This window comes from Parapedobacter sp. 2B3 (assembly GCF_041925275.1).
GTDB classification, from domain to species: Bacteria; Bacteroidota; Bacteroidia; order Sphingobacteriales; family Sphingobacteriaceae; genus Parapedobacter; species Parapedobacter pyrenivorans_A.
Map to the genome: position 1 here is coordinate 80,392 of NZ_JBHEUZ010000007.1, position 26,431 is coordinate 106,822.

The window sequence follows — 26,431 nt, forward strand, 5'->3', positions numbered from 1 at the left end:
AAAAAACAGGTTTATCTTGACAGCAAACAGCATCCAACTCCTTACCCCCCGACATTGGGAAGACTACGAACTCATCGATTGCGGTAATTTCGAAAAACTGGAGCAGTTCGGCGACCGTATACTGATTCGCCCGGAACCGCAAGCCGTATGGGCCAAAGGACTTCCGGAAGCGGAGTGGCAGAAACGGCACGACATTCGGTTCAAGGGCCGTTCGGCTACCAGCGGCGACTGGATCAAAAAGAATCCTAAACTACCCGACCGCTGGCATATTAGCTACCGAAATAACGATGTGGCCATCAAATTACGCCTTGGCCTCACGTCCTTCAAGCATGTGGGGGTGTTCCCCGAGCAGGCCGTCAATTGGGACTACATTTCCACAGCGATAACATCATTCCGTACGCCGAAACCCAAGGTGCTCAACCTTTTTGCTTACACCGGTGGAGCGTCGTTGGTTGCCCGGGCTGCGGGTGCGGATACCACCCACGTGGATTCCATCAAACAGGTGGTTACTTGGGCCAACGAGAACCAGGAGCTGTCGGGTCTTTCTGATACACGCTGGATGGTAGAAGACGCGCTTAAGTTTGTAAAGCGTGAGCTGAAACGGGGCAACAAGTACCATGGCATCATCCTTGATCCGCCAGCTTATGGGCATGGGCCGAAGGGTGAGAAATGGAAGCTGGAAGACCATATTGCCGAGATGATGCGCGATGTGGTTCAGCTGCTCGACCCGCAGGAACACTTTCTTATCCTGAATACCTATTCGCTGGGATTTTCATCCGTTATCGTTGAAAACCTGATCAGGGCAGCATTGCCGAACGTGCAAAACCTCGAAACCGGGGAGCTGTACCTACAGGCCACGGCAGGAAGTAAGCTGCCGCTGGGGGTATTCGGGAAATTCATGAAATTGGGATAATTACTTCAGGTCGTTTATGGTACTGTTTAACAGTGACAAGAAGCACGAGTGGGAAGACCTGGGTAACGGGGTTAGCCGCAAAATCATGTCGTACAACGACGATTTGATGGTGGTGAAGGTTCGGTTTGAGGCAGGAAGTGTAGGCGCTGCTCATCAACACCCCCACACCCAGATCAGTTATGTCGAATCGGGCATGTTTGAATATACCATCGGCGAAAGCACGTTTATGATGGAGCGGGGCGATACGTGCATCATTCCGCCGAATAGCATCCATGGCTGCCGATGCATGGAAGCGGGCATACTCATTGACTCTTTCAATCCCCTAAGGGAAGATTTCGTTACTCAAATACCACCGTCTTATTACCGGTAATGATCACCCGGTCTTCGATAACCAATCGCAATGCCTTACTCAGTACCGATTTTTCGACTTCCTTGCCGGCACGCACCATGTCCTTCACGGTATAGCTGTGGTTCACGGCGCGTATATCCTGCGCAATGATCGGTCCCTGGTCCAGGTCGCTGGTTACGAAATGGGCCGTTGCCCCGATTAGTTTAACTCCCCGATCGTGCGCCTGTTTATACGGACTGGCGCCGATGAAGGCGGGGAGGAAGGAGTGGTGGATATTAATGATCCTACCAGCATAGCTGTCCACGAAATCGGCCGAGAGTATCCGCATGAACTTGGCAAGTACCAGGTAATCCGGCTTATGAGAATCCAATAGATGCGCGATTTCCGACTCAAATTCTGCTTTGGATTTCCCTTCATGGGTTACGTGGTAAAACGGGATATTGAACCGTTGGGTGAAGGCACTCAGCTCGTCGTAGTTGCCTACCACGCAGCAGACGTCGGCGCCTAGCGTATTGAAGAAATAGCGTACAATGATATCGCCGAGGCAGTGGTGTTCTTTGGTGACCAGTATCGCCAGCCGTTTCTGCTGCGGTGGGTTCACGGTTACCGTTGCGCCCGCAGGCAATGCTTCAATGAGGTCGTTGGTAAGCCGTTCGTTATTTTCCGCTTTGCCGGCGCATACAATGCGAACGTAGAAGCGTTCCGCTGCTTCATCTACATATTCGCGCATGGTAACGATGTTAAGCGTATGACGGGCTACCGTATTGGCTATCCGACCAACCAATCCCACGGCATCGTGGCATTGGATAAGGATGAGGGTCTGGTTTATCATGATCTGCTAGGCCACCAGTTCTTCTTTTTTCAATTCTTCGGCAATGTCCACTTCAACACGGAGGTTATCAACAATGTGTTTTTGTCGATCGGGCGTATTCTTGCCCATGTAATAGGCCAGTAACTGGATGATTTTCTGATCCTTGGAAAGGATAACTGGGTCCAAGCGCATGTCTTCACCGATAAACAATCCAAATTCATCCGGCGAGATTTCACCAAGACCTTTGAAACGTGTGATTTCCGGCTTGCCTCCCAGTTTCATGATGGCGCGTTGCCGTTCTTCGTCGCTGTAGCAATAGATAGTCTCCTTTTTATTGCGTACACGGAATAAGGGTGTTTGCAAAATGGATACGTGACCGGCTTTCACCAGGTCCGGGAAAAATTGGAGGAAGAAGGTCATCAGCAACAATCGGATGTGCATGCCATCCACATCCGCATCGGTAGCGATGACAATATGGTTGTAGCGGAGCCCGTCCAATCCGTCCTCGATGTTGAGGGCATGCTGGAGGAGATTGAACTCCTCATTTTCGTACACCACTTTTTTGGTGAGGCCGAATGCATTGAGGGGTTTGCCTTTGAGACTGAATACCGCTTGGGTCTGTACATTGCGCGATTTGGTGATGGAACCACTGGCCGAGTCGCCCTCGGTGATAAAAAGGGTAGTTTCTTGCGCTGCCTCGTGCTTATCGCCGTAGTGCACTTTGCAGTCGCGCAGTTTGCGGTTGTGCAGCGAGGCTTTCTTGGCCCGTTCGTTAGCCAATTTTTTGATGCCTGCGATATCTTTCCGCTCCCGCTCCGATTGCATGATCCGTTTCAATAACGCATCCGCTGTGTCGCTATGTTTATGCAGGTAGTCGTCGAGCGCTTTTTTAATGAAATCGTTTATAAAGGTCCGTACCGTAGGGCCTTCGGGGCCGATGCTCTGCGAGCCGAGTTTTGTCTTTGTCTGCGACTCGAATACGGGCTCCTGCACCTTGATGGCTACCGCTCCGATAATCGACGCCCGGATGTCGGAGGCATCGAAATCTTTTTTGTAGAACTCCCGTACGGTCTTCACCAATGCCTCGCGGAAGGCAGCTTGGTGCGTACCCCCTTGCGTGGTATGCTGCCCGTTTACAAAGGAGTAATATTCCTCGCCATATTGCTGGCCGTGGGTCATGGCTATTTCGATATCCTCCCCCTTGAGGTGGATGATCGGATAGCGCATGGACTCCGCATCGATATTGCGTTCCAGTAGGTCTCTAAGTCCGTTTTCGGAAATGAATTTCTGGCCGTTGAAATTGACGGCCAACCCCGAATTGAGGAAAACATAGTTCCAGATCATGTTTTCCACGAACTCCGCACGGTAGTGGTAGTTCCTGAAAATGCTTTCGTCGGGGTAGAAGGTGACGGCGGTACCGTTCCGCTGGGTGGTCGTTTTCTCCTCATCCCTTACCAGCTCCCCTTTACTGAACTCGGCAATACGGGTTTTCCCATCGCGGTAAGACTGAACGGTGAACGACGTGGAAAGCGCGTTGACGGCCTTGGTGCCGACGCCGTTGAGGCCAACCGATTTCTGAAAGGCCTTGCTATCGTACTTACCCCCGGTGTTGATTTTTGATACCACGTCTACCACCGAGCCCAAAGGGATGCCCCGGCCGTAGTCGCGTACGGCTATCTTCTGCTCGCTCATGTTGATGTCGATGGTTCTTCCAGCACCCATCACGAACTCATCGATGGAGTTATCCACCACTTCCTTGAGTAATACATAGATGCCGTCGTCATACGCTGAGCCATCGCCCAGCTTGCCAATGTACATCCCCGGCCGGAGCCGGATGTGCTCTTTCCAATCGAGCGAGCGTATACTATCTTCGTTATATGCGGTCATGTATGTTAATATTCTTCTGGATTTTTATGGGTATTCCTTATCCGCACAATGTATATCGCGGTATCAGTTACTCGGTACGAAATCCGGTAATGGATAGTTCGTATGCCCTGTAATCTCCGTTGTTGTTAGTCTTGTATTTATCCAACGGGTGTTTTTTAGGATGATTGGGTAACCCCGCAGTAGATTGAGCAAGTTTATTGAAAACCTTGTCTGCCTGTAGTATGGATTCTTCAGCGATGTATAAATATATTTCCTGTAATTGTTTCTTGGTTGTTTCCGTCCAAATTACAGCGATTTCTTCCATACTTCATTTAGTTTATCCACTTCGTTTTGGGAATAAACCCTGCCGGCTTTAATATCCTTTTCCGACGCTTCGATATCGTCGTTGTATTCCTGGATTGTCGCCGCCATATTTTTTTTCCTAAACTGCAACAACCGTTTAAAAACTTCTATCAAATCCGGGTCCCTGACCTTGCTCAACTCACGTTGTATCCACTTGATGTCTGCTTGTGTATCCATGGTCACCTGCATCGTTTGATTTAGCCAAAGTTACTAAATTATCTCAATTTTCCATTCTTCCTTTTTTTCTGATGCTATTGACAACACGCTGTCAAAGACGCCCCTTTTCTTTGCAGTGAACAAGTAAATAATTATCCATTAACAGTTATCAACTATGAGTACGACACCCATCATCACCAAAGCAGAATTGTTGAAGCACTGGCAAGGGCACCGCGCATTGACCCGGCGGGTTATCGAGGCGTTTCCGGAAAAGGAGCTGTTTGAATTTTCGGTCGCAGGCATGCGCCCTTTCGGCGAATTGGCGAAGGAGCTATTGGCTATTGCCGTACCGGGGCTGCAAGGCATCGTTCACCGGGCGGACGGGGCCTACAGCGAAAACGGTTTGGAAGGCATCACTACCAAGGAGGCCGTGTTAAGGCAATGGGACGAAGATACGCCCAAGATTAGCGAACTGTTCAATCAGATTCCCGAATCGGACTTCCATGTAACGTTCAATCTCTTCGGGCAGTACAACTTCCCCATCATTGAAAACATCCTGTATTTCATTGATAACGAAATCCACCACCGGGGGCAGGGGTATGTTTACCTGCGCTCGCTGGGCATCCAGCCTCCGTTTTTCTGGGAGCGTTGATGTTTTCCTTAGCCTTGGTAGGCTTCGGTTAATTTTTTAATATCAAACTTTTTCATTTGCATAAAGGCCCGGGTTACCCGGGCTACTTTTTCCGGATCGGGGTCTTGCATCATCTCGTCGAGTATAGCGGGTGATATTTGCCACGATAAACCGAAAGGGTCTTTCAGCCAGCCACATTGCTCCGCCTCGGGTACAGCCGATAGTTTTTCCCAAAGGTAGTCGATTTCCGCTTGCGTGTCGCAGTTCACCAACAACGAAACGGCCTCATTGAAGGCGTAGCCGTGCTCCCGTGCACTGTCCATTGCTGCAAACCATTGGCCTTGGAGCCGGAAATCTGAGAACATCACCGTGCCTTCCTTGTCGGGCTCCATCCCCGACGGATAGCGGGCCGTTGTGCCGCGCCCCGTGTTTTTGAATATAGAAAGGTAAAAATCGGTGGCGGCCTCCGCTTTCCCGCAAACATTGCCTACAAACAACAGGGTAGGGATGATCGGCGGGCGTTCTTCGCCTTCAGGGTCGGTCAAAATCAGCTGCCACGAAAGGCCGTACTTATCCTGTACCCAGCCGTAGCGGTCGCTGAAAGGATACTTATCGAGCGGCATCAGTACATTTCCGCCGTCGGAGAGTTTTGCCCAAACGTCGTTTATCCGGGTTGCCGCTTCCCCGTCGCGCGAGGGGTCAAAATTGACCATGAAGGAAACGGATGGGTTGAATTTGAACAGGGGGCCGGCGCTTATGGCCATAAAGGAATAGCCCCAAAGTTCAAAAGACACCACATCGGCGTCGCCCGAGGGGGTATCGTTGAGCGTGACGATGCTGGTGACCCGCGATTCGGGGAACAAGGCAGTATAAAACTCCGCGGCTTCTTTGGCCTCGCGGTCAAACCACAAATGGGGGACGATTTTTTGCATGGTAAACTCCTTTCTGTTGGTATAAGACAAATATAGGGGTTAAGGCCAGCAGAAGTTAAGGGCATAAATGCCAATTTTGGGGGGTGTTTGCGACGATTACTTCCGGAAGTTCGCCGCGACCGCTTCAATCAGCTCACCAACGCGTTGGCGCACGGAATCGGGCTCAAGTACCTGTACGCCATCGCCGTACATGAGGAGCCAGCGCGGGAAACCCTCGTGGAAGTCGCGCGTTTCGAACTCCATTTCGGTGTACGATCCGCAATCACACTCGGATACGAACCCCCAATAGCGCCGGTCCCACTTCATGTAGGCGGCAAAACGGTTCTCCACGCGGATGCGGATCGTCCTTTTCGGTAGGTCACTGTGCGCGCGCTCCCGGTCGGCCATAAATTCGCCAAGCGAAGGATGTTCGCGTTCAAACGGTTTGTCGAGGAGTTGTAGCTGTGTAATCCTATCGGCCCGGAACTGGCGGTAATCCTTTCGGGTGTGGCAATACGCATATACGTACCAAAAGTTCATTTCATGGAAAAGCCCTGCCGGTTCAATAGTACGTGGCTTCGGTCTTTCATCATTCACTCCCTTATATGATAAAAACACCTGCCGCCGTTGGGCAATGCTTTCAATTAAGCTGCTAAGCGCATGGGGTACGTTGCTGTTAAAGACCTCATACCCCGATTTCGCCATCACGATCTTTGATTCGATAGCGGATAACGAGTCCTTCTCGCTCATCCGTAACACCGCCTTGATCTTATAGAGCGCTGTTTCGTAATGCTCCTGCAGCCGACGATCCATGAACTTGCCCATCAATTTCTGGGCACCTACAAAGCTCATGGCCTCTTCCTGGGTGAAGAGCACGGGCGGGAGCCGATAACCGTCCACAATGCTGTAACCCGCGCCGGCTTCGCCGAATATCGGCACCCCTGCCTGTTCCAAGCTGCGGATATCGCGGTAAATCGTGCGTAGGCTCACGCCAAACCGGTCGGCGAGTTCCTGCGCTTTTACCACGCGCTTGGATTGCAGCTGGATGTAAATGCTTACAATCCGGTCGAATCGCTTCGTCGTATCAACGGCCATGGTGTATGCTAGTGTTTTTGTTCAACCTGTACCCTAACCCCTTCGCTGTGGCTACTAAATTCCGGCGCGTACATGCTTTGGATGGTACTGATACCATTGGAAAAGTCGCCCGCTTGCGCGACGAATACGGGATACTCAAACACATAGGTTCCCTTGCGCAAGTAATCGAAGAAGAAATTGGTCGCCATATCGCGCGTGCTCTCGTAGTAGCCGAGCCCCCCTTGGTAGCGGTAACCGCTCAACACATTGATGGGCTCGAAACAAGCGGCACGCATATCCTTGAGGTGTACGTACTCCATATCGCGATCTACCCGAAGTTCAATCCGTACGGTTACCTTATCGCCTATCTGTAGGGGATTGTCAACGCTTATTTCCTCCAATACCAGCCCGCGGTCGGTATTCCGTTGGATGTACAGCTGTTTGCGTAGGCTCAATGGTGTTTCGGCACCGGTAATCTTGTCCAGGTCTTCGAAGTACTGCCAATACACCGCACCCCAGGCCACGCCCTCATTCTCCGCTTTTTCAACATTCACGGAGATGTTGCCCATGTCTGCGGTCACCGCATCGCCATCAAAGCGTTTTTTGAAATAGCCGGTACCCGCTTCGGTATCCACGTCGGTAGAGCGGATGGTTTCCTTGCCCAATGTAATGGTTACCTCCGGCTCGTTTACGAGCCAATCGCCGCCCTGCAACAATAGCGCATAGATCGCATCGGCTGTTGCCTTGGTGGTGTTCCAGTGCTGCGTTTGTTTCTGCTTGATGAGCCATACCTTCAGGTCGTCCACCGCTTGTTGGTCGGATGCCACTTCGGCGAAGGCTTCAACAAGTAATGCCTGGGCCTCAATCGGGGCTTCATACCACCAATAGCCGTGTGGCATGGCTTTCCAGTACATACCTAGCTCGTCGTTGTGTATAGCGGTTTCGCGAAGCGACGCCATGATGGCCGCGGCCGCCTGCGTGTTGTCAGCGCGGTGCATTGCCAGCGCCAACTGCCCTTTCAGGTACGGGTTGAAGGCGTTCCAATGATTGGCGGCCTGTGCCAGGTAGAAATTATAAGCCGTGCGGTTATCCGAGTGCATGGGCAAATCCGCCACGAGGCTGCGCATATACAGGTACTGTACATGCGTGTACCGCAGGTGCCGTTTGTTGAGGTCCATTTTATGCTTCACCAGGTAGTCGTAGTCATCTTTCACCTGGCGGTCTACGTAATCCACCGCTTTTGCGAGGATTTGGTTTGCCGTTTCCGATCCGGCAGCTTCCACACCCAGCCGTTGCAGGCGAGCGATGCCCGTAGCGATATACTGGGTGATGTAGCGGTTGCTTACCATGCCCCGGAACCACGGGAAGCTGCCATCGCTAAGTTGCATCTCGGCCAGTTTGGCCAGGTTTTGCTGCAGCTCCTGCGCGAGCTTATGGCTTTCGAACAGCTGGGCAATGCGGTGCTTCTGCTCCCGCTCACTTTTGGCTTCCATCACCCACGGTGTTTCTTCGAGTAATGCCGACTTAAGCTCCTGGTTTTTCTCCAGGTTGGAAAGGAGGGCGGTGGTATCGCTGGTTTTCCATTGTTCGAAGATGGCTTTCACCTTGGGTGCCTGGGCAACGATGTGGGCGGCTAACGCATTCGCATACACTCGACCGAAAACCTGTTCCGCACATTCGTAGGGATACTCCATGAGGTAGGGGAGTGCCTGCACGGCATACCATGCCGGGTTGCCTGTAAATTCCACGGTGAGTGCATGGTTTACGCGGCTATCGCTGGTTGTATTCGCCAGCTTATCCAGTGTAAATGCCTTGGCCTCATTGCCACGTATGGGCAGCGGCAGGGTTTCGGTCACCAGCGTACGGTTGGTGATTACTGGCAAGGTGGTTTCTTCGCCATCGGTAAAGTTGCCAGCTTTCGCAGAAATCCGTATTACCACCGCGTTGAAGAGGCTGTCGGGAACGTCGAATGTCCATGCCACATCGGTACTTTGCTGTTCGGGTACCGTAAAGGCTTGGTCCCCGAAACTGCCGCTTACCCCCGCAAGGGGTTGCCCCGTCGTTGCGTCCAGCAGCTCGATATGGGCGGTGCCGCGTAACGCTTCCGTGCTGATGTTGCTCACCTTGGCGCCGATGCGTATACGGTCGCCCTGCCGTAGGAAGCGGGGCAGGTTGGGCATCACCATCAGGTCTTTCTGGGTCTTGATCTTGCCTTCGAGGTAGCCCATTTTCCAATCTGTTGTGTGGGCAAAGGCCATCAGCTTCCATTCGGTGAGCGCTTCGGGCATGGTAAATTTAAAGGTGACGTTACCCTCGGCATCCGTTTGCAATCGGGGGAAGAAAAAGGCAGTTTCCTGCAGGTTCGTGCGTATGGGGATAGCTGTTGAAGAAGCGCCGGTAGTGATTGGGTCGGCCGCCTCGTCAACAACCGCTGCACCCACCACCGATTGCTTTTTTTGCTCCCCATATCCTACCACCACGACTTCATCAAGGCTATTTTCGGCCTGACGCCCGTTGGGGGGGGCTACGCTTTGGAAAACAGCCTCTTCCCGTGCCGCTACCCCCGGCGCAGCCCCCGCAAGGCCCCGTATCATGATGGTTCTGTTGGAGAAAAGCTGCTGTGCCGGATAATTCAGCAATTCGTCGTACCGCTTTTCATAACCCTCGGGCTGCTTGCCGTTGATGGTGTTGAACCACAGGTTGCCAGAGCGGACCCCGAAAGTCTGGTTGGTGGCCCAATACAGCCCCAGCCAACGGTTGGGTGTCAGCGCATTCCAGTACCAGTGATGCGGTTTGAGTGCATCCAGCGATGCATCATACAATCCTGCGAGCAGCTCCGCCGCTACGGCATCCTTTTTATTCCCTTTGATGGTCAATTGCCATTCTTCGGCAGCCCCCGGCAGCAGTTTGTCGCGGTGCGTTGCCCACTCCAAGTGGAGGTCGCGGTTAGACCAAGGTATATCCACCTGCTGTCCGCCTTGGTATACCCGGTTGTTGTGTATGTACAGCCAGCCAAAGCCCAGACCACCGCGGTCGTCTTCAACGATGGACCGCTTTATCCGGCGGTGCTCGGAAAAGGCCGTGAACTCGGGTTTCGTATCGGTACTTGTTTCGAGCACATAGGTGCTGTCGAAGCCCGTTTTTACGGTTAGATTCAACGTGTCGCCCGGCTCCAACGACGTTTTATCGGCCAATACGAGCAGGGGCTGCTGGGGTGGGGTGTCTGCTGCTGGTTTGGCAGCATAAGTATATAATTTCTCGGTAATTTCATTCCCTTGGGGGTCGGCTGTGGTGAGTGTGATTACGTGCCATCCCCCCGTTTTCCAGATTGAGGCGGGCAGTGCCACCACCTGCTGTTGTCCGGTCTGGACGTTGGCCGACCAGTTCGCTTCACCCGCGGGCCAGTTCATGTAATTGGATTCATCGGCATATTCATCGTCCGGAAAAAGCTGCTTGAACTCCTGTTCGCTTATCGCATACCGATCGGGCTTCTCCCACATCCGTTTGCGGTACAGCTTGCCCGGAAAGTTGAGCGGGGCAATGGATAGGGCAACGTTGGCTGGCGTGGGTACGCCATTCAGGTTTTGGGCGGTAACGGTCAATTGGTTTTCCAAACCCGCATCAAGCTGCTGGGGCATGGAGGCCGCAAGCAGCAGGGAGCGGTATCCCGCTTGCAGGGCTTGGCTACCGCTTTGCGTTTCACCGTTGATGTCGGTCACGTCGGCATATACCATGTACATGAACACCGGTAGCGACTGGGGTTCGATCTGCTTGTCGGGAACGGTGGTGAAGGTCACCTCAAATGTGCCGTCGGCCTGTGTCTGTACGGTGCCATTGGCGATTTCCATTTGTGGCGACTGCGGCTGCCCCCAACGGTAAGCTGCCCAGAAATAGGGGAAGTGCGCATGCCTGACCACGCGGTATTTCACGCTGGCACCATCGATGTTGTTGCCGGCGTAGGCAGCGGCACGTCCCCTGACCGTGATTTCTTCGTTGAGGGCGATGTTGGCTTTGACGGTATCGAACGTGACCCCGAATTTGGGCCGCTTGTATTCTTCCACCGCAAAGTATGCATTGCCGTTTTCGGTGCCGATATGCATTTGGCCGGTGAGCCCGCTTGCCGGTGCCGTAAACGTGCCGGAGAACGATCCGTAGGCATTGGTGGTGAGCTTCAGGGTGTTCACTTGCTGGCCATTGGCATCAAAGAACGCCACCTCTGCAGTATGGTCGGCTAGTACGCGGTTCGTCCTTCCGTCGGCTGAATTTTCGACAACGATCCCTTTGAAATGCACGGTCTGCCCCGGCCGGTAGATTGCCCGATCGGTAAACAGGAAGGTATGTTCACTCGCTTGTTTTGGTGTCTCCTCTTCGCGGTAGTACGTCCCGAAATAGCCATCGGTATGTAAGGTGTCGCCATGTGCCGAAAGCACGATGCGGCGGATGTTGCGCTGGCGCTTATTGATAGGAATGGTCGCTTTGCCATTCTCGTCGGTAGTTGTTTTACCGACAACCTCGTAGCGATGGGAGTTAAAGGTGTTGTCCCAGCGTTCGTCAAGGAACGATAGGTTAGCCCCGCGTATGGGCATGCCCGATTTGCGGTGCAGTGCAAACAGCAGCTGATGATTGTCGAGGTTAGTGGTAATCAGGCTCAATGAAGACACCTGGACAGGTACGACGGTTAAGATGTTGTTTTCGGATGAAAAATCGGCCGCAGCGGATGCTACGAGTAGGTAGCGGCCAGTGGGTAGCGGATCTATCTTGATTTCCGTACGGTGTTCGTATAGGTCGTCGCTGCCCGGCAATGCGGCTTCCCAAGCGAAAAGCGGTGTGCCACCCAGCAATTTTTCTTGCTCCTTGCTACTCAATCCCCATTGCGGATTGGTCAAGGCATTTGGCCACGGATAAATCCGCAGGTAAATGTTAGCCAGGTTCCTGTAGGTCACCAGTGTTTTGTTGTTTTCCCCGGGCAATAAGACAGCTTCCGTTTGTGCGTTCAGCGATTTGCTCAGCAGGGTGTAGCGTAACTGCTCGGCACTGCGGGCACCTTCCGATTCGGGAAAGCGGGCAATAAGTTCATTAAGCTGTAGGAGCATTTTCGGACGGTCCGCCGAGACCATGTTCTGCGATTGGTTATAGTCAAACTGCAACAACGCAACGATAGCCTGTGCCGCAGCCGGGCTATGGGGATGGCGTGCAGCAAGTGACTGCAGTGCAGTGCGATACAGGCTATCCTTATCGGGGTGGATGGAATATTGGTGCACGAACTCCAGCCGTTGCAAATCCGCATCGATCAGTGCATCGGGCTGATCGTCATCCAAGTGGAAAGCCAGTAGTTGCTGGTACGTGTGCAACGCACGGAAATGCAGCGCCTCCGGTGTGGCTGGGTTTACTTTAACCTCTGCGAGTCGTTCGGCAGGCTCAAACCACAGGGTCCCATCTATCTGGAATTGGTATGCCGGTTTGATAACGTCTTTTTCATCGTTCTGGAAAAATCCGATGGCCCGGAATGCGAGCAGGTCGTACAGCGTAGGCCGCAGTTGACGTGTATTTTCGCCCTCCATAAGCAAAGGGGTGTACCGTTCCACGGGGACGGCTTTGAGCGGTTCGCTATCAAGGATAGACGCTTGGTACAGGTCGCTCGCCTTGGCAATGAGTGTGGCGGCATCCCATGTGGCGATATCGGCAGGCGGTTCTCCAACGAGGGGGGTGCGGTTCAGTATGGTCCAGCGGTTGTGCTGGTAGTATTGCCAGTACAGCTCGGCAGCAATGCTCTGCCACAATGCTTTCTCCGGCCCTTCAGAAACCAGGGTCATGGAATCGGCTTGTTGGATAGGGTGTGTTAAGGTATTTTCCTGTGTCAACGCATCTTTAGCGATAAGAAAGAGCGTCGCTTTGATGGCGTTGGCATTGTCGCCCCGCTGCTGTGCGGCAGCCTTGACTTTACGGGCAATTCCGATGGCCGATTTCGGTAGCCCGTTAAAGCTGAGGGAGTCGATCGTTTTCCATTCTTTTTGGAAGGGGTCATCTTTGGGGTGTTGCTGTGCCATGGAAGGAGCCGTTAGGAAGAGAATACCGGCGAGGAGTAAACCCATCGCCCGTACGGGAAAGATGCTGCGGATCATTTTGCTGTCGTGTTTGTTTCTCAAATCGATTGCTTATGCAAACTTACTTAAATCGTATCAAATGCTGTCATGCTACAGACGCATTTCGCCTAAGGGATGCGACAGGCCATCGGATTCCATAAGAGGTTGGAAGTTTTTTGCTGTACCGAATTGCCGCCTAGTTAACAGGTAGCGAAGGCACGGACACGGTCAGAGCGATGGGCATGGCGGTGTCCGTTATGCAATTATAGGTTGTATTTCGACGCAAGTTTATCTAAGTTTGCATACGCTGGTTTTCAAAACCCCAAGGAAAGCCGGCCAATAGACAAGATGTAAACAGAAGGACAGTTGCAAATTATGGATAAGAAAGAAACAATCGGTGTTTCGCGCCGGCATTTTCTAAAGACAGGTGCCGTTGCCGCAGCGGGCTTCATCGTCTTGCCGCGCCACGTACTAGGTGGTAACGGATTTATTGCTCCGAGTGACCGTATCAACCTGGGGTACATCGGTACGGGTAAACAGGTGCATGGACTGTTACGGAACATCGGTAAGGTGCCCGAGACGATGGTGGTGGCTGCCTGCGATGTAGACCGCAAGAAGCTCGCTAAATTCGTGGGCGAGTCGACAGCACTCAACGCGACGAAAGCAAGCCACACCGTGGAATCGTACGGTGACTACCGGGAGCTACTCGCCCGTACGGATATCGACGCCGTAGTGGTAGCGACGCCCGACCATTGGCATGCACTCAATGTAATAGACGCGGCAAAGGCCGGAAAAGATATCTATTGCGAAAAGCCGTTGGCATTGACCATTGAAGAAGGCCGTGCCATGGTGGATGCCGTGAAGAAATACAAACGGGTGCTTCAGACGGGCAGTATGCAGCGTTCGCAATATAATTTCCGGCAGGCAGCCGAGCTGGTACGCAATGGTTACATAGGCGCAATCAAAGAAATCAATGTATCGGTGGGTGAGCCGGTGAAGCAGTGCGACCTGCCTTCCATGCCCATACCGGATTACCTGGATTGGGATAGATGGATCGGCCCATCGCTCTACCGGGGTTACCACCCTGTCCTATCGCCGCCCATTGAGGATGATAAATGGGCATGGTGGCGCGGCTATCGTGGTTTTGGCGGTGGACTGATCACCGATTGGGGGGCACACATGTTCGATATCGTGCAGTGGGCGCTAGACATGGACCATTCCGGTCCGGTTTCGTTCGTGCCGCCCTCCCAGCCCGGCGCCGTTGACGGCTTGCATTTTACGTACGCCAACGGCATACGGGTAAACCACAAAGCATGGGGGCGTTCCAATGCCATCCAATTTATCGGTACGGAAGGGAAAATCGAGGTTTCGCGGAGCTTCCTCGATACCGAGCCCGCGGGATTAGACCAGCAGCAACTGAAGCCGAGCGACAAACGGCTCTATTACTCCGATAACCACTATCAAGATTGGATCGATGCCATCAAGAAGCGGAGCAAGCCCGTGGCCGATGTGGAAATCGGGCACCGTACGGCATCGGTCTGCAACGCCATCAACATCGCGTACGAGCTGCAGCGGCCACTGAAGTGGAATCCGAAAAAGGAAGTGTTTGACGATGTATATGCCAACATGCTGCGGGGACGGCCGTACCGGAACGGTTGGGATTACAAGAATTTTTAATGTAAGGAAGATGAAACCAACAGAAAAAGCATCGATTTCCCGTCGCCAGTTCCTGGCGTCGACATCGGCATTGATGGCTGGTGCCGCCATCGCATCCCCGGTTTGGGGCATGCCGGCCTATATCCGTAATCTCGGCAAGCCAAATTCGGTATTCAAAGGGGTGCAGGTAGGCGTAATCACTTACTCTTTCCGGTCTATGCCAAGCAGCGCGGAAGAACTGCTGCGTTATTGTGTGGAGGCGAATGTGAGTGCTGTGGAGCTGATGGGGCCTGCCGCCGAAGCATTTGCCGGAGCCCCTGAGGCCCCTGCAAGGTCGGGTGATGAAGCGGCGGACAAGGCCGCACGAGCCGCCTTTTCCCGAACACTGGCCGAATGGCGTGCAAACGTGCCCATGGCCCGTTTCGAGCAGCTCCGTAAGCTATACAAGAAAGCCGGCGTGCGCATCTACGGCTATAAACCAAGTGCGCTGGGGGCGAATAATACCGATGCGGAGATCGACTACGCTTTCCGTGCTGCGAAAGCCTTGGGTGCCAACCAAGCCAACGTGGAGTTTCCGCAAGACCCCGCGCATACCCTGCGCTTGGGCAACCTAGCGGCCCGGAACAAGGTGTATGTCGGTTACCATGGCCACACGCAGCAAACATTTGACATGTGGGACGGTGCCATTGCACAATCCCCCTATAACGCTATCAACTTCGATATGGGGCACTACGTGGCGGCGGGCTTTGAAGCCATACCGTTTATTGAGGCCAAACATCCGCACATCGTGAGCATGCACACGAAGGATCGGAAGTCGAAAGCCAACGGCGGCGCAAATTTACCTTGGGGCGAAGGTGACACGCCGATTGCGAACGCGTTGCGATTGATGGCTGAACGTAAGTACAAGTTTCCGGCAACGATTGAATTGGAGTATTCTATACCTGAAGGCTCGGATGCCGTCAAAGAAGTCGCTAAATGTGTGGAATTTGCACGTAAAGCGCTCGGAGCGTAACCGACGGCTTGTCTGCTGCCTTTCGTGCCACTTTACCGGTTGAAAAAGGTAACGCTTATCGAGCATCGGCCGGGTGCGGGAATACATAACGAATAAATAGAAGAATGAACCCGAGGGATATCTTGAAATTCCTGCTGTTCGTCTTAGTACTGTTGAGCGGAATCAGTCGTGCAAATCACCGCCGCAACGAAGTGGATAAACGGCCTAATATTATTTTCCTCCTTACCGACGACCATCGCTGGGATGCGCTTGGAAGCATGGGCAACCCGGTTATCCGAACGCCCAATCTCGACGAACTGGCTCAGCGGGGGTACTTATTCCGCAACGCGTACGTCACCACATCGATCTGCGCGGTAAGTCGGGCAAGTATCCTTACCGGTCAGCATATGGCTAAGCACAGCATTGATGATTTTGGTACGGATTTTTCGCCGGAAGCATTTAAGATAACCTATCCAATGGTATTAAAACGTAATGGGTATCGTGTGGGGTTTATCGGGAAATTTGGGGTGGGCGAAAATCCACCGGCGGAACAGTTCGATTTCTGGTCGTGCACGGAAAAAGGACAGCCACCCTACATCTTTTACGATGGAAATGGAAAACCGGTACACCATACGGACAGCATTGGCCGCGATATTGTCAAATTTTTGGTTTCGCAAGATACATCTACGCAACCTTTTTGTCTTTCGGTGAGTTTTAAAGCACCGCATGAATTGGATGGGCGGCCTCCGGAATACGTGGTGCAGGAGGAGTTTGCCAACTGGTATAATAGCACGACGGTTCCGGTACCTGAGTCCACAAAACCTGCATACTGGGACAGCCTACCCCCATTTTTCAAAGCACCCGAAAGTATTGCACGATACCGGTGGCAAACTTTTTTTTCGAGCCCCGAAACCTATCAGGAGTCGGTAAAAGATTACTACCGTCTGATTTCGGGCGTAGATGCGGAAGTGGGAAAGTTGATGGTGCATTTACAAAACCATGGGCTTGACGATAATACCATTATCATTTTTATGGGCGACAATGGGTTTTACCTAGGCGAACATGGGTTGGAAGGTAAGTGGTTCGCTCACGAAGAGTCGATTCGTGTGCCGCTAATCATCTATGACCCTCGGAAATCCGCAGTAGACCCGGGCCGAGCTGTTGACCAAATTGCCCTTAATATCGATATCGCACCGACCATCCTTTCACTGGCAGGCATCGGCCACGATAGCATTCCAACAGACATGCAAGGGGTAGATCTTACTGAAAGCATTAACCATGGGATACCTACTCGGGAACGGTTTTATTATGAGCACCGTTTTTATGGCTCACCCCACATTCCCGTGTCCGAGGCTGTTGTTTCGTTGGATTATAAATATATATGGTATCCCGAACATCAATATGAGGAATTCTTCGATCTGACCGAAAATCGCTGGGAGGTTCACAATCAGGCAACAAACGAAGCTTACGCGGATTTAATCGCAGCATTCCAACGTTCTTTTGCCGATTTGAAAGCGCAAGCTCGTGAATAGGGGTATTCGGCGGCTTTGCTTTCTTCGCCCAATCCGCTACCTTTGCTAAACTAACTACATCAATTGGATAACTACGCGGAGTATACGGATGAAGATTTGGTACCACTACTTAAAGAGGGGCATCAGGGAGCCTTTAACTGTATTTACGAGCGTTATTGGCATGCGCTATACCAAACTGCCTATCGGCGCTTAGCCAACCGGGAGCAGTGTAGTGATGTTGTACAGGATGTATTCATTGACTTATGGGTGCATCGGGGAAATAAATCGATTCAACGGCTGGAACCCTACCTACATACGGCCGTACGTTATAAAATATACACGTTGCTTGCCAAAGGTAAAGCTCTGCCTGCGTTTGTAGAGCCTTTTGAACAAATGCTGGTTTCACCATTTACGGCTGATGGGCCTTTCGGTGAACAGGAAACGCGACGCCTTTTGACGGCATGGCTGGAAACACTTCCCCGTAAACGACGCCGGATTTTTGAAATGCATTACTTCGAAGGGCGAAGCACCAAGGAAATTGCAGAGGAGCTTCAAGTGTCGCAAAAGACCGTTCAGAACCAGCTTAATACCGCAAGCAATAGCCTTCGGGCACTGCTGATAAAGACCGTGATTATGGGTCTGGTATTCTTGAATTAAAAAAGTTGAATTTTTTTTGGGAGTTTCCCGGGATTTCTAGACAATATCCGTAAAGACCATTTTAAACGGATACAATACGCATGGAAAATATATTCCATAAACTAGCGAAGAAAATCCTGCGTGGTTCTGCTACTGATGCGGAACGGCACTTCATGGACACGTACTATGATGCGTTTGACAACATCGAGGGCCGTGAAGAGGTGTTGACCTCGGAGGAACAAACAACCCTTCGTAATCAAATTGACAAAAGAATACAAATATACATACAGCGGAAAAACACCGTCCGTTTCCGGAAATGGCTTCCCTATGCAGCTGCGGCTATTATTTTAGCGGCGGTGGGCACGTGGGCATTCTTTCTGTACAATAGGGAGAAGTTACCTACTGACCCAATACTCGCGGCCGAAGAAATCCTTCCCGGCGGCCATCGTGCTACACTTAGCCTCGCTGATGGGCGGGTGATTGATTTGAGCGAAACACAAACCGGCATTGTCATAGCGGAAGACAATATTACTTACAACAGTGGGGATACATTGTTACTTAAACCTTCCGAAACACTTATGCTTACCACACCCAAAGGGGGCATCTATCAAATTACACTTTCCGATGGAACAAATGTTTGGTTAAATGCGGCTTCTACATTGACATACCCTAGCCGGTTTGACGACGCAGAACGGGTGGTTAGGGTTTCCGGTGAGGCCTATTTTGCTGTGGTGAAAGATAAAAGTAGGCCTTTTAAGGTAAATAGCAGCGGTCAAACGGTTGAGGTACGCGGCACGGAGTTCAATATTTCGGCTTATCCAGCCGAAAACGAAACCAAAACCACGTTGGTAGAAGGGAAGGTAAAGATTTCAAACCTCGAATCTCAAATCTCAAATCTATTAAAGCCAGGAGAGCAAGCGGTCATTTCCGGCTCGACGATGAACATAGCTAAGGTAGACGTAGTACCTTACACGGCGTGGAAGGATGGCTTTTTCTATTTTGACAATGTGCCACCCCGGGTGGCTATCGAACAGGTAGCCCGTTGGTATGATCTCGAAGTATCGTACGAAGGAAATATGCCGGCAACTTTCGTTTTCGGCATGGTTGACCGGGCCAAGCCTTTAAGCGCAGTTTTAAATTCGTTTGCTAAAAGCGGGCTTAATTTTGAGATCAGACAGAATGGCTCGAAGAAACAACTGCTGGTTAGCGAAAATAAGTAGCAGCAATGTGGAATGAAAATTAACTAAATGTGATACCAGTTTAAAATCCATAGGAGGTAGTTGCTATGCAGACATAACGATAAAACAGCATAATGGAATATCCGCAAAAAAACGGATGATACTAACAGCATCACCCGTTCTTGTTGCCTGGATTGATTAGCGGCCTTCGTTTGGACACCGGGCCGAAACCAAATTATTAACCATTCAAACACGACAAATATATGGTTTTTACACGATGTGTAAGGGGCTTTTCTTGGCCTTTCAGTTACCGATTATTACTGATTATGAAATTAGCGATTTTCTTGACCTTGGGTTTAGCGTTCAACGCCCTCGCAGAGGCTAACGCACAAAAGATTACGCTTAACGTAAAAAACACCCCTCTCGGAGAGGTGATGCGGGAATTTCAGAAACAACAAGGATATTCATTTTTATTCCATGGTAAACATCTCCCAGATATCCGTATTGATGCGCAGCTGAGGCAGGTGGAGTTTGCGGATGCGATGGATATGATTCTGACCGATCGAGGATTGGATTGGTCGTTGGAGGACGGGATTGTAACGATAACAAAACGACGTTCATCGCCTGTTGCAAATAGACCCATTACCATGCCTCAACAGCGTACAATCACAGGTAATGTGTCAGATAACCAGGGAAATCCGCTGGAAGGAGTAACCATATCCGTTAAGGGAACCCCTGTAGCGGTTACTTCTGATGCGTATGGGGGTTATCGTATTAGTATTCCTGAAAGCGGGCGCATCTTAGTGTTTTCGATCGTTGGTTTTAGTCCTGTTGAGCGGTCAGTAGGCGATCTATCTACCATTGATGTGTTGATGGAGGCTACGGTTAGTGATCTGGACGAAGTCGTGGTTGTTGGTTATGGCGTACAACGGAGAGAAACTGTCACAGGTTCGGTTTCTACAGTCAAAGGGGATGAATTAAGTATTGCTCCGGTAGCCAGTACATCCACTACGCTCGCTGGTCGCTTACCAGGCTTGATTTCTTTCCAACAACAGGGACTTCCGGGTGCAGATGGTGCAAATATACAGATACGTGGATTTGGGAGTGCCCTGGTAATTGTTGACGGGGTTGAAGCCGATTTCAATTCGCTAGATCCAAACAGCATAGAAAGCATTTCTATACTCAAGGATGCTTCGGCTTCGATTTTCGGCTCCCGGGCGGGAAATGGGGTAATACTGGTGACTACGAAGCGGGGTAATCAGGGGGAACCTGTTTTTACGCTCAATTCCACTTATACGCTACAAGGCGTCACGCGGATGCTGAGGCCCTCTAATTCCGGTCAGTATGCCGAGCTTCGCTCGGAAGGCTGGCTTAATTCTGGCCAACCGCCAAGTCAGGTTCCGTTTACGCCCGAGCAGATTGAAAACTACTATCGTGGAGACGACCCACTATATCCCAATACGGACTGGTATGATGTGTTAATACGGGATTATGCCCCCCAACATCAGCATAACATTTCCGTGCGGGGCGGGACGGAACGCGTACGTTATTATGGCTTTTTGGGATACCTCGATCAAGAAACCATGTGGAAGAAAAATGGCGGAGGCTATTCGCGCTATAACTTCCAATCCAATGTCGACGCAAGAATTCAGGATAACTTTACTCTCCAACTTGATGTCACCAGTACGACGGAGTTTAGGCAATATGCCTCCCGCTCTCAAACCGCTGGAGGCGCTGCATGGGACGATTACTGGAACACCCTACCGATCTATCCAGCATATCTGCCTGATCCAGAAAGAGTCTCCTTTGCTAATGGAGCCGGAACGGGTGGGGCGCACGTAACGACCAACAGGGATATTTTTGGATACAACGACGGCGACCAACAGAATCTTAGGGGAGCATTGGCATTAAACTATGCGTTCAAAGGGATTCAGGGATTAAGCGCGAAGGCGTTTGCCAACTACTCGCATACCTATGGTTCTACCAAATATTTTGTAAAACCGGTCACATTCTATACCTACGATCCAGGTAGCGATACCTATACGCTGGCCGGAGCGCTGGGAGAAAAAGCTTCATTAAGCACCAGTAAAAATCAGAATAGAATGATCACCGGGCAATTCTCCCTCAATTATAATCGAAAATTTGGCGATAGGCATGACTTGTCGGCATTGATGCTTTATGAAATTATCGATTACTACGGTGACTACTTGACCGGTTCGCGCTTTAATTTTCTTACGTCCAGCATCGACCAGCTTTTTGCCGGTAGCACCGACGGCATGTTTAACGATGGTGCCGCCAACGAGATGGGGCGCAAAGGCGTGATCGGAAGGATTAATTATAGCTACGACGATACCTACTTGATGGAAACGACATTACGGGCGGATGCTTCCGCCAAATTCCCGGCGACAAGCCGTTGGGGGTATTTTCCTAGTGTCTCTCTGGGATGGCGAGTTAATAAGGAGGCATTCTTAGCCAGTGTGGAGGCTATTGACGAATTGAAATGGCGTGCCAGTTATGGAACATCGGGCAATGATGGCGTGGGTAATTTCCAGTACCTTTCCGGTTATACCTATGGCCAAACGTACGTTTTAGGTAGCGGGGCTCAACAAGGGTTAGTTTCAACAGGCCTACCCAACCCCACACTCACTTGGGAAAAACTGACAATTTCCAACGTAGGGTTTGACTTTTCATTCTGGCAGCGGCAGCTGTACGGCTCTATGGAGGGTTTTTATCGAAACCGTGAAGGTATACCAGCAACTCGCTTGACCTCTCTGCCTTCTACTTTTGGAGCCAACATGCCTCCTGAAAACCTGAATAGCCAAAATAGTAGGGGGTTTGAATTGGAATTGGGTAACGCAAGTTCCCTTGGCGATTTTATCTGGGATGTATCCGGCAATATTTCATGGGCGAGGGCGAAATGGGGACACTATGAAGAACCCGAATATATCGATGAGGTGGAAGTAGCACTCTTCAAAGTGTCTGGACAATGGGTAGATCGTCAGCTCGGGTACTTGTCTGATGGGCTGTTTACGCAATATTCGCAAATCGAAGAACTCCCCTTCGACCAGGACAACGCTGGAAACTCCACACTACGCCCCGGAGACATCCGATACAAAGACCTGAATGGGGATGGCCGAATTGATTACAAAGATCAGACAGATATTGGTAAGGGAACGATCCCCAAGTGGATGATGGGGTTGAGAAGTACACTGAAGTACAAGGGCTTGGATGCTTACTTCCTATTTCAGGGCGCTATGGGTTATCATAATTATGTGAGATTAGATGGCGTCGGGCTATTGTCTCCAGCCGCCGTATACGATTTGCGGTGGACACCGGTAAACAATGATCCCCATGCGCTTGTACCCCGAATCGGAGGGGCGCCTTCCAATGCCTTCTTTTCAGATTATTACCTGAAAAAAGCAGGATACCTGAGGTTAAAGGTGCTTTCGGTGGGGTATTCATTACCAAAAACATGGTTAAATGCCGTAGGCTTCACCAACCTCCGGGTTTATTTTGCAGGGACCAATTTGCTGACATTTGACCGGTTGAAAGCCTACGGCATAGACCCGGAGTCACCCTCCGGCAACGGTTCTGCTTATTATCCCCAACAACGCACGTTCAGCTTCGGGTTATCAGCATCTCTTTAATTATATAGATTGAATCTCATGAAAAGATATTTATTAACATGTTTGGCAATTGGGGGTACGCTGCTTAGCTGCCAAAAAAATGTACTTGACAAGGTACCCCTAGATATTATATCAGATGGACAGGTATGGGGCGATCAAGTCCTTATAGATGCATACTTGACACAGGCGTATGCCCAGACTTACATTTTCCTCAACGAAACCGGTGGAAACGACTGGGATACCGGTGGAAGTTGGGCCGCTCCATTTGCGATAAACCACATCAGCGATGAAGGGAGAACCAATTGGCCCTCGGTAGCAGGGTCGTTGGGTTATTACTACAAGTTGGGCGGGCTCACCGTTGGCGGCGGACTATTGGAATGGTGGGAGAGCTCTTACCGTGTGATCCGCATACTCAATGAGTTTATAGATAAGATGGCTACGGCGACGGTAGAGGACAGCTTCCGTAAGCAGCGCTTGGCAGAGGCTAGGTTTATCCGAGCCTTCAACTATTTCGCCATGGTCAAGCGATACGGCGGTGTGCCTTTGATCACAAAACCCCAACAAGTGGACGATCCGCACGAAGAGTTGTATCCCAAGCGCGCAAGCGAACAGGCAATTTATGACTTCATATTGAGTGAGATGGATGCCATTGTGCCCGATTTGCCAACACAGGCTGTCGGAGGCAATTATGGCCGGCCATCCCTATATGCGGCATTGGCGCTGAAAAGTAGAGCTGCCCTGTATGCGGCAAGCATTGCGGATTATGGCCAGGTACAGCTGGATGGGTTGCTTGGCATACCCGCTACCATGGCTATTGGCTATTACCAGCAAGCATACGATGCGGCGGTCAAAATTATTCTCGACAACAGGTTCTCCCTCTATGATGAAGATGCCGATAAAGTGACCAATTTCCGTAATTTGTTTATCAAGAAGAATAATGCCGAGGTAATATTTGTATGCCCCCATACCTTTACCGATCGCGATCGGGGCGGCAACGGCTGGTCTTACGATTTTTTCCAGACACCGCCGCCAAACGCATGGGGGGCCGGAAACGTCGATGCGCCTTACCTGGAGATGGCCGAGGCATTCGAAAAGGTCGACGGCACGCCGGGCACACTCGATCGCAATGCCATCCAACAAGGGTTGTGGACTGCCGAAGAACTATGGCAAGATAGAGAACCACGGTTTTTTGCAACGATATATACCTTAAACACGGCATGGAAAGGCACCAGGCTAGACTGGCACAACGGCTTGATCACATCGGATGGAACGTTGCTGGCGGATGGATCCTATCAAGGTGTATTGGCTAAGGGCAACCAACAGGTGGATGGTAGTTTTGGCACTGGCTTCGGTGTGATGAAATACTTGGATGAAAGTAAAAACAACCTTGGCGAGCGGGGCACATCAGGTACCGACTGGATTATTTTCCGCTACGGGGAGGTACTGCTTAACTTCGCGGAAGCAGCCTATGCGCTGGGTATTAACGAGGAGGCCTTGCTGGCAATCAACACGATTAGGCAACGTGCGGGGGTAGCCCAACACAGTTCGATAGACTTAGCAAAGATTAAGCACGAACGTAAGGTCGAACTGGCCTACGAAGGGCACCGCTATTGGGATCTCAGGCGGTGGCGGACAGCCGTGACCGATTTGACGGGTGGCTTTTCAGGCTTACGGTATATACTGGACTATACGACGGGAAGATACCGCATAGAAGTCGTTGATCATATAGACGGTACCGTCACACCACCCCTATTTCGCCCCGAAAATTATTATTTGCCGATCACACCCGGCCGAATAGGGCAGAATGCGAACTTGGTCGAAAACCCAGGGTATTGATTTTTGGAGGGATAGATATGAATACGATGAATATAAATACAAGAAAGATCTTTTTCCTGCTATTGGCCTGTTTGTGCGTATTGTTTTTTGCATCACTAGGACAGGGCTGTAAGAAGAAATCGATCATTGAACCGTTGGTTGAAAAACCCGAACCCGAGGAACCCGAAGAACCTGAAGAACCCGAACCGGGATGGGATGGAAGTTATTTTTATACCGTTAGTACACCCCAGAACGTAGCAACTGCCGCACAAGTACTGGCTATGGGAGCTGATTTTATCGATGCTCCGCTAAGCAGTTGGGTAAAGGATGGCACACGCTATTGGATGCATTCGGATGCCTGGGGCGAATACCATCAAAAAGCCAATGGATCGGTCGATAATCCGCTGGCCACGCCCATGTTTAACAAGAATCGGTCTGCGCTCTTTGTGAACGATGCGGACATCAATGGCAAGCCATGGATCATGAGTGTGTACCACGATTCGTTCGATGGTTTACTTGCCTTTTTGCACATGGAATTTGTTACTGCTGGTGGTAGTGACAATAAAGGGCGGATATCGCTTGGCTATTCGACGGACAATGGCGATACGTTCCGATACCTGGGGGAAATCATTTCACCCTATAATGACCCGGATCTTGAGGGTGGATTTCTTCAGGGCGCACCTTATTTTGTAAAAGATGATTACTTCTATTGTTACTATAATGAGCATGGAACTACGAATGTGGCTAGAGCACCGGTGGCAGATGTTATTGCTGCTGCGCGGGTCGGCGATACCAGTCCGTGGACAAAGTACCACAACGGGTCGTTTTCCGAAGCGGGCTTGGGTGGTAACCATTCACCGATTGTAGCCTTACATGGTGGTAACATACCGGGTATTAGCCATACCAACGCAGCATACAGCACCTATGATGGGATGTATTACCTGGTGATGACCTCGATGAATTGGTTTGGAGAAGAAACGTACATCAGGCTATGGCAGTCTGCGGATGGCATAACCTGGCGGTTGTACAAGATTCTCGCTAACGAAGCACCAACAGCCTATCCGGAAAATTCGGGATGGCAGTACGCCAGCATTGTTGATGAGGGAGGCGAGGAAAATGCCGTAGTGGGCCAGCGGTTCTACGTGTATTGTGGCAACAGGACCTCTGACCCAGCCAATATGTCAATAAAAAGATGGACGGTTGACCTTTCCGATGGCCCCATTGGCTATTGGAATCTCAATAATTCCGCTTTTGACTGGTCTGGACCCAATCGGGGGACAACGCATAATGGTGCCACTTTTGCAGAAGGAAGGCGCAACAATGGCCTGAAGCTTGACGGGGTGGACGATTACCTGGAAATCAGCAATGTCGAAGGCACACTCACCGGTATGGACGAATTGTCGGTTTCCTTTTGGGTGAATATGGAGGAGATTCCGGCAGACAGGGACATCTTCCTTCTTGGGGTTGAATCCATTTTCCAGTTTATCGTGCACGGCGAGCATGGCGGTATAGGGCATTTTGTAGTGAATACGACCAATAATGGATGGTACGGAGACGGGAGCGTTGTTTTTTGGTTGGACAAAGAGTTGAGCCCCTCTACTTGGCATCACCTCGTGGGAACTTATGACGGGGTGAGGGTCCGGATTTATGTCGACGGGGAACTCACGGGAACCAGTGAAATGGATATCAGTGGATCGGTGGCATCTTCGCTCAACCCCATGCGGGTAGGCTTTCGTATTGCACCAGGGGATGGCGATCCTCACCTCAAAGGGGCAGTAGACGAAATACGTCTATACAACAAGGCGTTAGACGCGGAGAGAATCCAAGAACTCTATGCGTTTGAGTCGCACTAAAAGCGTGT

At 51.1% G+C, this 26,431-nt stretch carries 18 protein-coding genes; 11 read left to right on the forward strand and 7 right to left on the reverse strand.

From position 1 onward, the window contains the following. Window positions 1-13: 13 nt before the first annotated feature. Window positions 14-913, forward strand: coding sequence for a class I SAM-dependent methyltransferase (locus tag ACEVG1_RS09705; protein WP_374743587.1), 900 nt, complete (start codon window positions 14-16; stop codon window positions 911-913). A gap of 16 nt (window positions 914-929) precedes the next feature. Beyond that, on the forward strand, window positions 930-1,283 hold the full coding sequence (locus ACEVG1_RS09710; RefSeq protein WP_374743460.1) for a cupin domain-containing protein: 354 nt from the start codon (window positions 930-932) through the stop codon (window positions 1,281-1,283). Here ACEVG1_RS09710 and purU read toward each other — a convergent pair. The 4 genes from purU to ACEVG1_RS09730 form a co-directional block, all read right to left on the reverse strand. Further along, entirely contained in the window at window positions 1,252-2,094 is an 843-nt protein-coding gene (gene purU / locus ACEVG1_RS09715; protein WP_374743461.1) for a formyltetrahydrofolate deformylase, read from the reverse strand. The genes ACEVG1_RS09710 and purU overlap by 32 nt on opposite strands. A 6-nt stretch (window positions 2,095-2,100) precedes the next feature. Next, window positions 2,101-3,960, reverse strand: a complete 1,860-nt coding sequence (locus tag ACEVG1_RS09720; protein ID WP_374743462.1) for a DNA topoisomerase IV subunit B — start codon at window positions 3,958-3,960, stop codon at window positions 2,101-2,103. 67 nt (window positions 3,961-4,027) lie between these two features. Beyond that, window positions 4,028-4,264 (reverse strand): type II toxin-antitoxin system RelE/ParE family toxin, encoded by a 237-nt coding sequence (locus ACEVG1_RS09725; protein ID WP_374743463.1) that lies wholly within the window; start codon window positions 4,262-4,264, stop codon window positions 4,028-4,030. After that, on the reverse strand, window positions 4,246-4,479 hold the full coding sequence (locus tag ACEVG1_RS09730) for a hypothetical protein (protein WP_374743464.1): 234 nt from the start codon (window positions 4,477-4,479) through the stop codon (window positions 4,246-4,248). Before ACEVG1_RS09730 ends, ACEVG1_RS09725 begins: the two co-directional genes overlap by 19 nt. 154 nt (window positions 4,480-4,633) lie before the next feature. Between ACEVG1_RS09730 and ACEVG1_RS09735 the strand changes: the two genes are divergently transcribed. Beyond that, a complete protein-coding gene (locus tag ACEVG1_RS09735; RefSeq protein WP_374743465.1) occupies window positions 4,634-5,110 on the forward strand; it encodes a DinB family protein in 477 nt (158 codons plus the stop codon). 8 nt (window positions 5,111-5,118) lie between these two features. Here ACEVG1_RS09735 and ACEVG1_RS09740 read toward each other — a convergent pair whose 3' ends face one another. The 3 genes from ACEVG1_RS09740 to ACEVG1_RS09750 form a co-directional block, all read right to left on the reverse strand. Further along, window positions 5,119-6,021, reverse strand: a complete 903-nt coding sequence (locus tag ACEVG1_RS09740) for a VOC family protein (protein WP_374743466.1) — start codon at window positions 6,019-6,021, stop codon at window positions 5,119-5,121. 96 nt (window positions 6,022-6,117) lie between these two features. After that, the gene (locus tag ACEVG1_RS09745; protein WP_374743467.1) at window positions 6,118-7,095 is read right to left on the reverse strand and encodes a helix-turn-helix transcriptional regulator; all 978 of its coding nucleotides are present in this window, start codon (window positions 7,093-7,095) and stop codon (window positions 6,118-6,120) included. 8 nt (window positions 7,096-7,103) lie between these two features. Continuing rightward, entirely contained in the window at window positions 7,104-13,220 is a 6,117-nt protein-coding gene (locus tag ACEVG1_RS09750; protein ID WP_374743468.1) for an alpha-2-macroglobulin family protein, read from the reverse strand. Between the two features lie 312 nt (window positions 13,221-13,532). Between ACEVG1_RS09750 and ACEVG1_RS09755 the strand changes: the two genes are divergently transcribed. The 8 genes from ACEVG1_RS09755 to ACEVG1_RS09790 all read left to right on the forward strand — a co-directional run bounded on the left by ACEVG1_RS09755 (window position 13,533) and on the right by ACEVG1_RS09790 (window position 26,423). Further along, window positions 13,533-14,834: a Gfo/Idh/MocA family oxidoreductase gene (locus ACEVG1_RS09755; protein WP_374743469.1), complete on the forward strand. Its 1,302-nt coding sequence runs from the start codon at window positions 13,533-13,535 to the stop codon at window positions 14,832-14,834. A 10-nt stretch (window positions 14,835-14,844) separates the two neighbouring features. After that, a complete protein-coding gene (locus ACEVG1_RS09760) occupies window positions 14,845-15,825 on the forward strand; it encodes a sugar phosphate isomerase/epimerase family protein (RefSeq protein WP_374743470.1) in 981 nt (326 codons plus the stop codon). A 104-nt stretch (window positions 15,826-15,929) separates the two neighbouring features. Continuing rightward, window positions 15,930-17,336 carry a sulfatase gene (locus tag ACEVG1_RS09765; protein ID WP_374743471.1) on the forward strand — a complete coding sequence of 469 codons (1,407 nt, stop codon included), beginning with the start codon at window positions 15,930-15,932 and terminating at the stop codon, window positions 17,334-17,336. 63 nt (window positions 17,337-17,399) lie between these two features. After that, on the forward strand, window positions 17,400-17,972 hold the full coding sequence (locus ACEVG1_RS09770) for an RNA polymerase sigma factor (RefSeq protein ID WP_374743472.1): 573 nt from the start codon (window positions 17,400-17,402) through the stop codon (window positions 17,970-17,972). Window positions 17,973-18,052: 80 nt separating this feature from the next. Next, window positions 18,053-19,171, forward strand: coding sequence for a FecR family protein (locus ACEVG1_RS09775; protein WP_374743473.1), 1,119 nt, complete (start codon window positions 18,053-18,055; stop codon window positions 19,169-19,171). Window positions 19,172-19,455: 284 nt separating this feature from the next. Then, window positions 19,456-22,776, forward strand: coding sequence for a SusC/RagA family TonB-linked outer membrane protein (locus ACEVG1_RS09780; protein ID WP_374743474.1), 3,321 nt, complete (start codon window positions 19,456-19,458; stop codon window positions 22,774-22,776). An 18-nt stretch (window positions 22,777-22,794) separates the two neighbouring features. After that, a complete protein-coding gene (locus ACEVG1_RS09785) occupies window positions 22,795-24,591 on the forward strand; it encodes a RagB/SusD family nutrient uptake outer membrane protein (RefSeq protein ID WP_374743475.1) in 1,797 nt (598 codons plus the stop codon). Window positions 24,592-24,617: 26 nt separating this feature from the next. Further along, a complete protein-coding gene (locus tag ACEVG1_RS09790) occupies window positions 24,618-26,423 on the forward strand; it encodes a LamG domain-containing protein (protein ID WP_374743476.1) in 1,806 nt (601 codons plus the stop codon). Window positions 26,424-26,431: the final 8 nt, after the last annotated feature.

Bases quoted from the DNA above. Each gene is read 5' to 3' on its own strand.
- ACEVG1_RS09710 (WP_374743460.1), top strand. From the start codon at position 930: ATGGTACTGTTTAACAGTGACAAGAAGCACGAGTGGGAAGACCTGGGT.
- purU (WP_374743461.1), bottom strand. From the start codon at position 2,094: ATGATAAACCAGACCCTCATCCTTATCCAATGCCACGATGCCGTGGGA.
- ACEVG1_RS09720 (WP_374743462.1), bottom strand. From the start codon at position 3,960: ATGACCGCATATAACGAAGATAGTATACGCTCGCTCGATTGGAAAGAG.
- ACEVG1_RS09725 (WP_374743463.1), bottom strand. From the start codon at position 4,264: ATGGAAGAAATCGCTGTAATTTGGACGGAAACAACCAAGAAACAATTA.
- ACEVG1_RS09730 (WP_374743464.1), bottom strand. From the start codon at position 4,479: ATGGATACACAAGCAGACATCAAGTGGATACAACGTGAGTTGAGCAAG.
- ACEVG1_RS09735 (WP_374743465.1), top strand. From the start codon at position 4,634: ATGAGTACGACACCCATCATCACCAAAGCAGAATTGTTGAAGCACTGG.
- ACEVG1_RS09740 (WP_374743466.1), bottom strand. From the start codon at position 6,021: ATGCAAAAAATCGTCCCCCATTTGTGGTTTGACCGCGAGGCCAAAGAA.
- ACEVG1_RS09745 (WP_374743467.1), bottom strand. From the start codon at position 7,095: ATGGCCGTTGATACGACGAAGCGATTCGACCGGATTGTAAGCATTTAC.
- ACEVG1_RS09755 (WP_374743469.1), top strand. From the start codon at position 13,533: ATGGATAAGAAAGAAACAATCGGTGTTTCGCGCCGGCATTTTCTAAAG.
- ACEVG1_RS09760 (WP_374743470.1), top strand. From the start codon at position 14,845: ATGAAACCAACAGAAAAAGCATCGATTTCCCGTCGCCAGTTCCTGGCG.
- ACEVG1_RS09765 (WP_374743471.1), top strand. From the start codon at position 15,930: ATGAACCCGAGGGATATCTTGAAATTCCTGCTGTTCGTCTTAGTACTG.
- ACEVG1_RS09775 (WP_374743473.1), top strand. From the start codon at position 18,053: ATGGAAAATATATTCCATAAACTAGCGAAGAAAATCCTGCGTGGTTCT.
- ACEVG1_RS09780 (WP_374743474.1), top strand. From the start codon at position 19,456: ATGAAATTAGCGATTTTCTTGACCTTGGGTTTAGCGTTCAACGCCCTC.
- ACEVG1_RS09785 (WP_374743475.1), top strand. From the start codon at position 22,795: ATGAAAAGATATTTATTAACATGTTTGGCAATTGGGGGTACGCTGCTT.
- ACEVG1_RS09790 (WP_374743476.1), top strand. From the start codon at position 24,618: ATGAATATAAATACAAGAAAGATCTTTTTCCTGCTATTGGCCTGTTTG.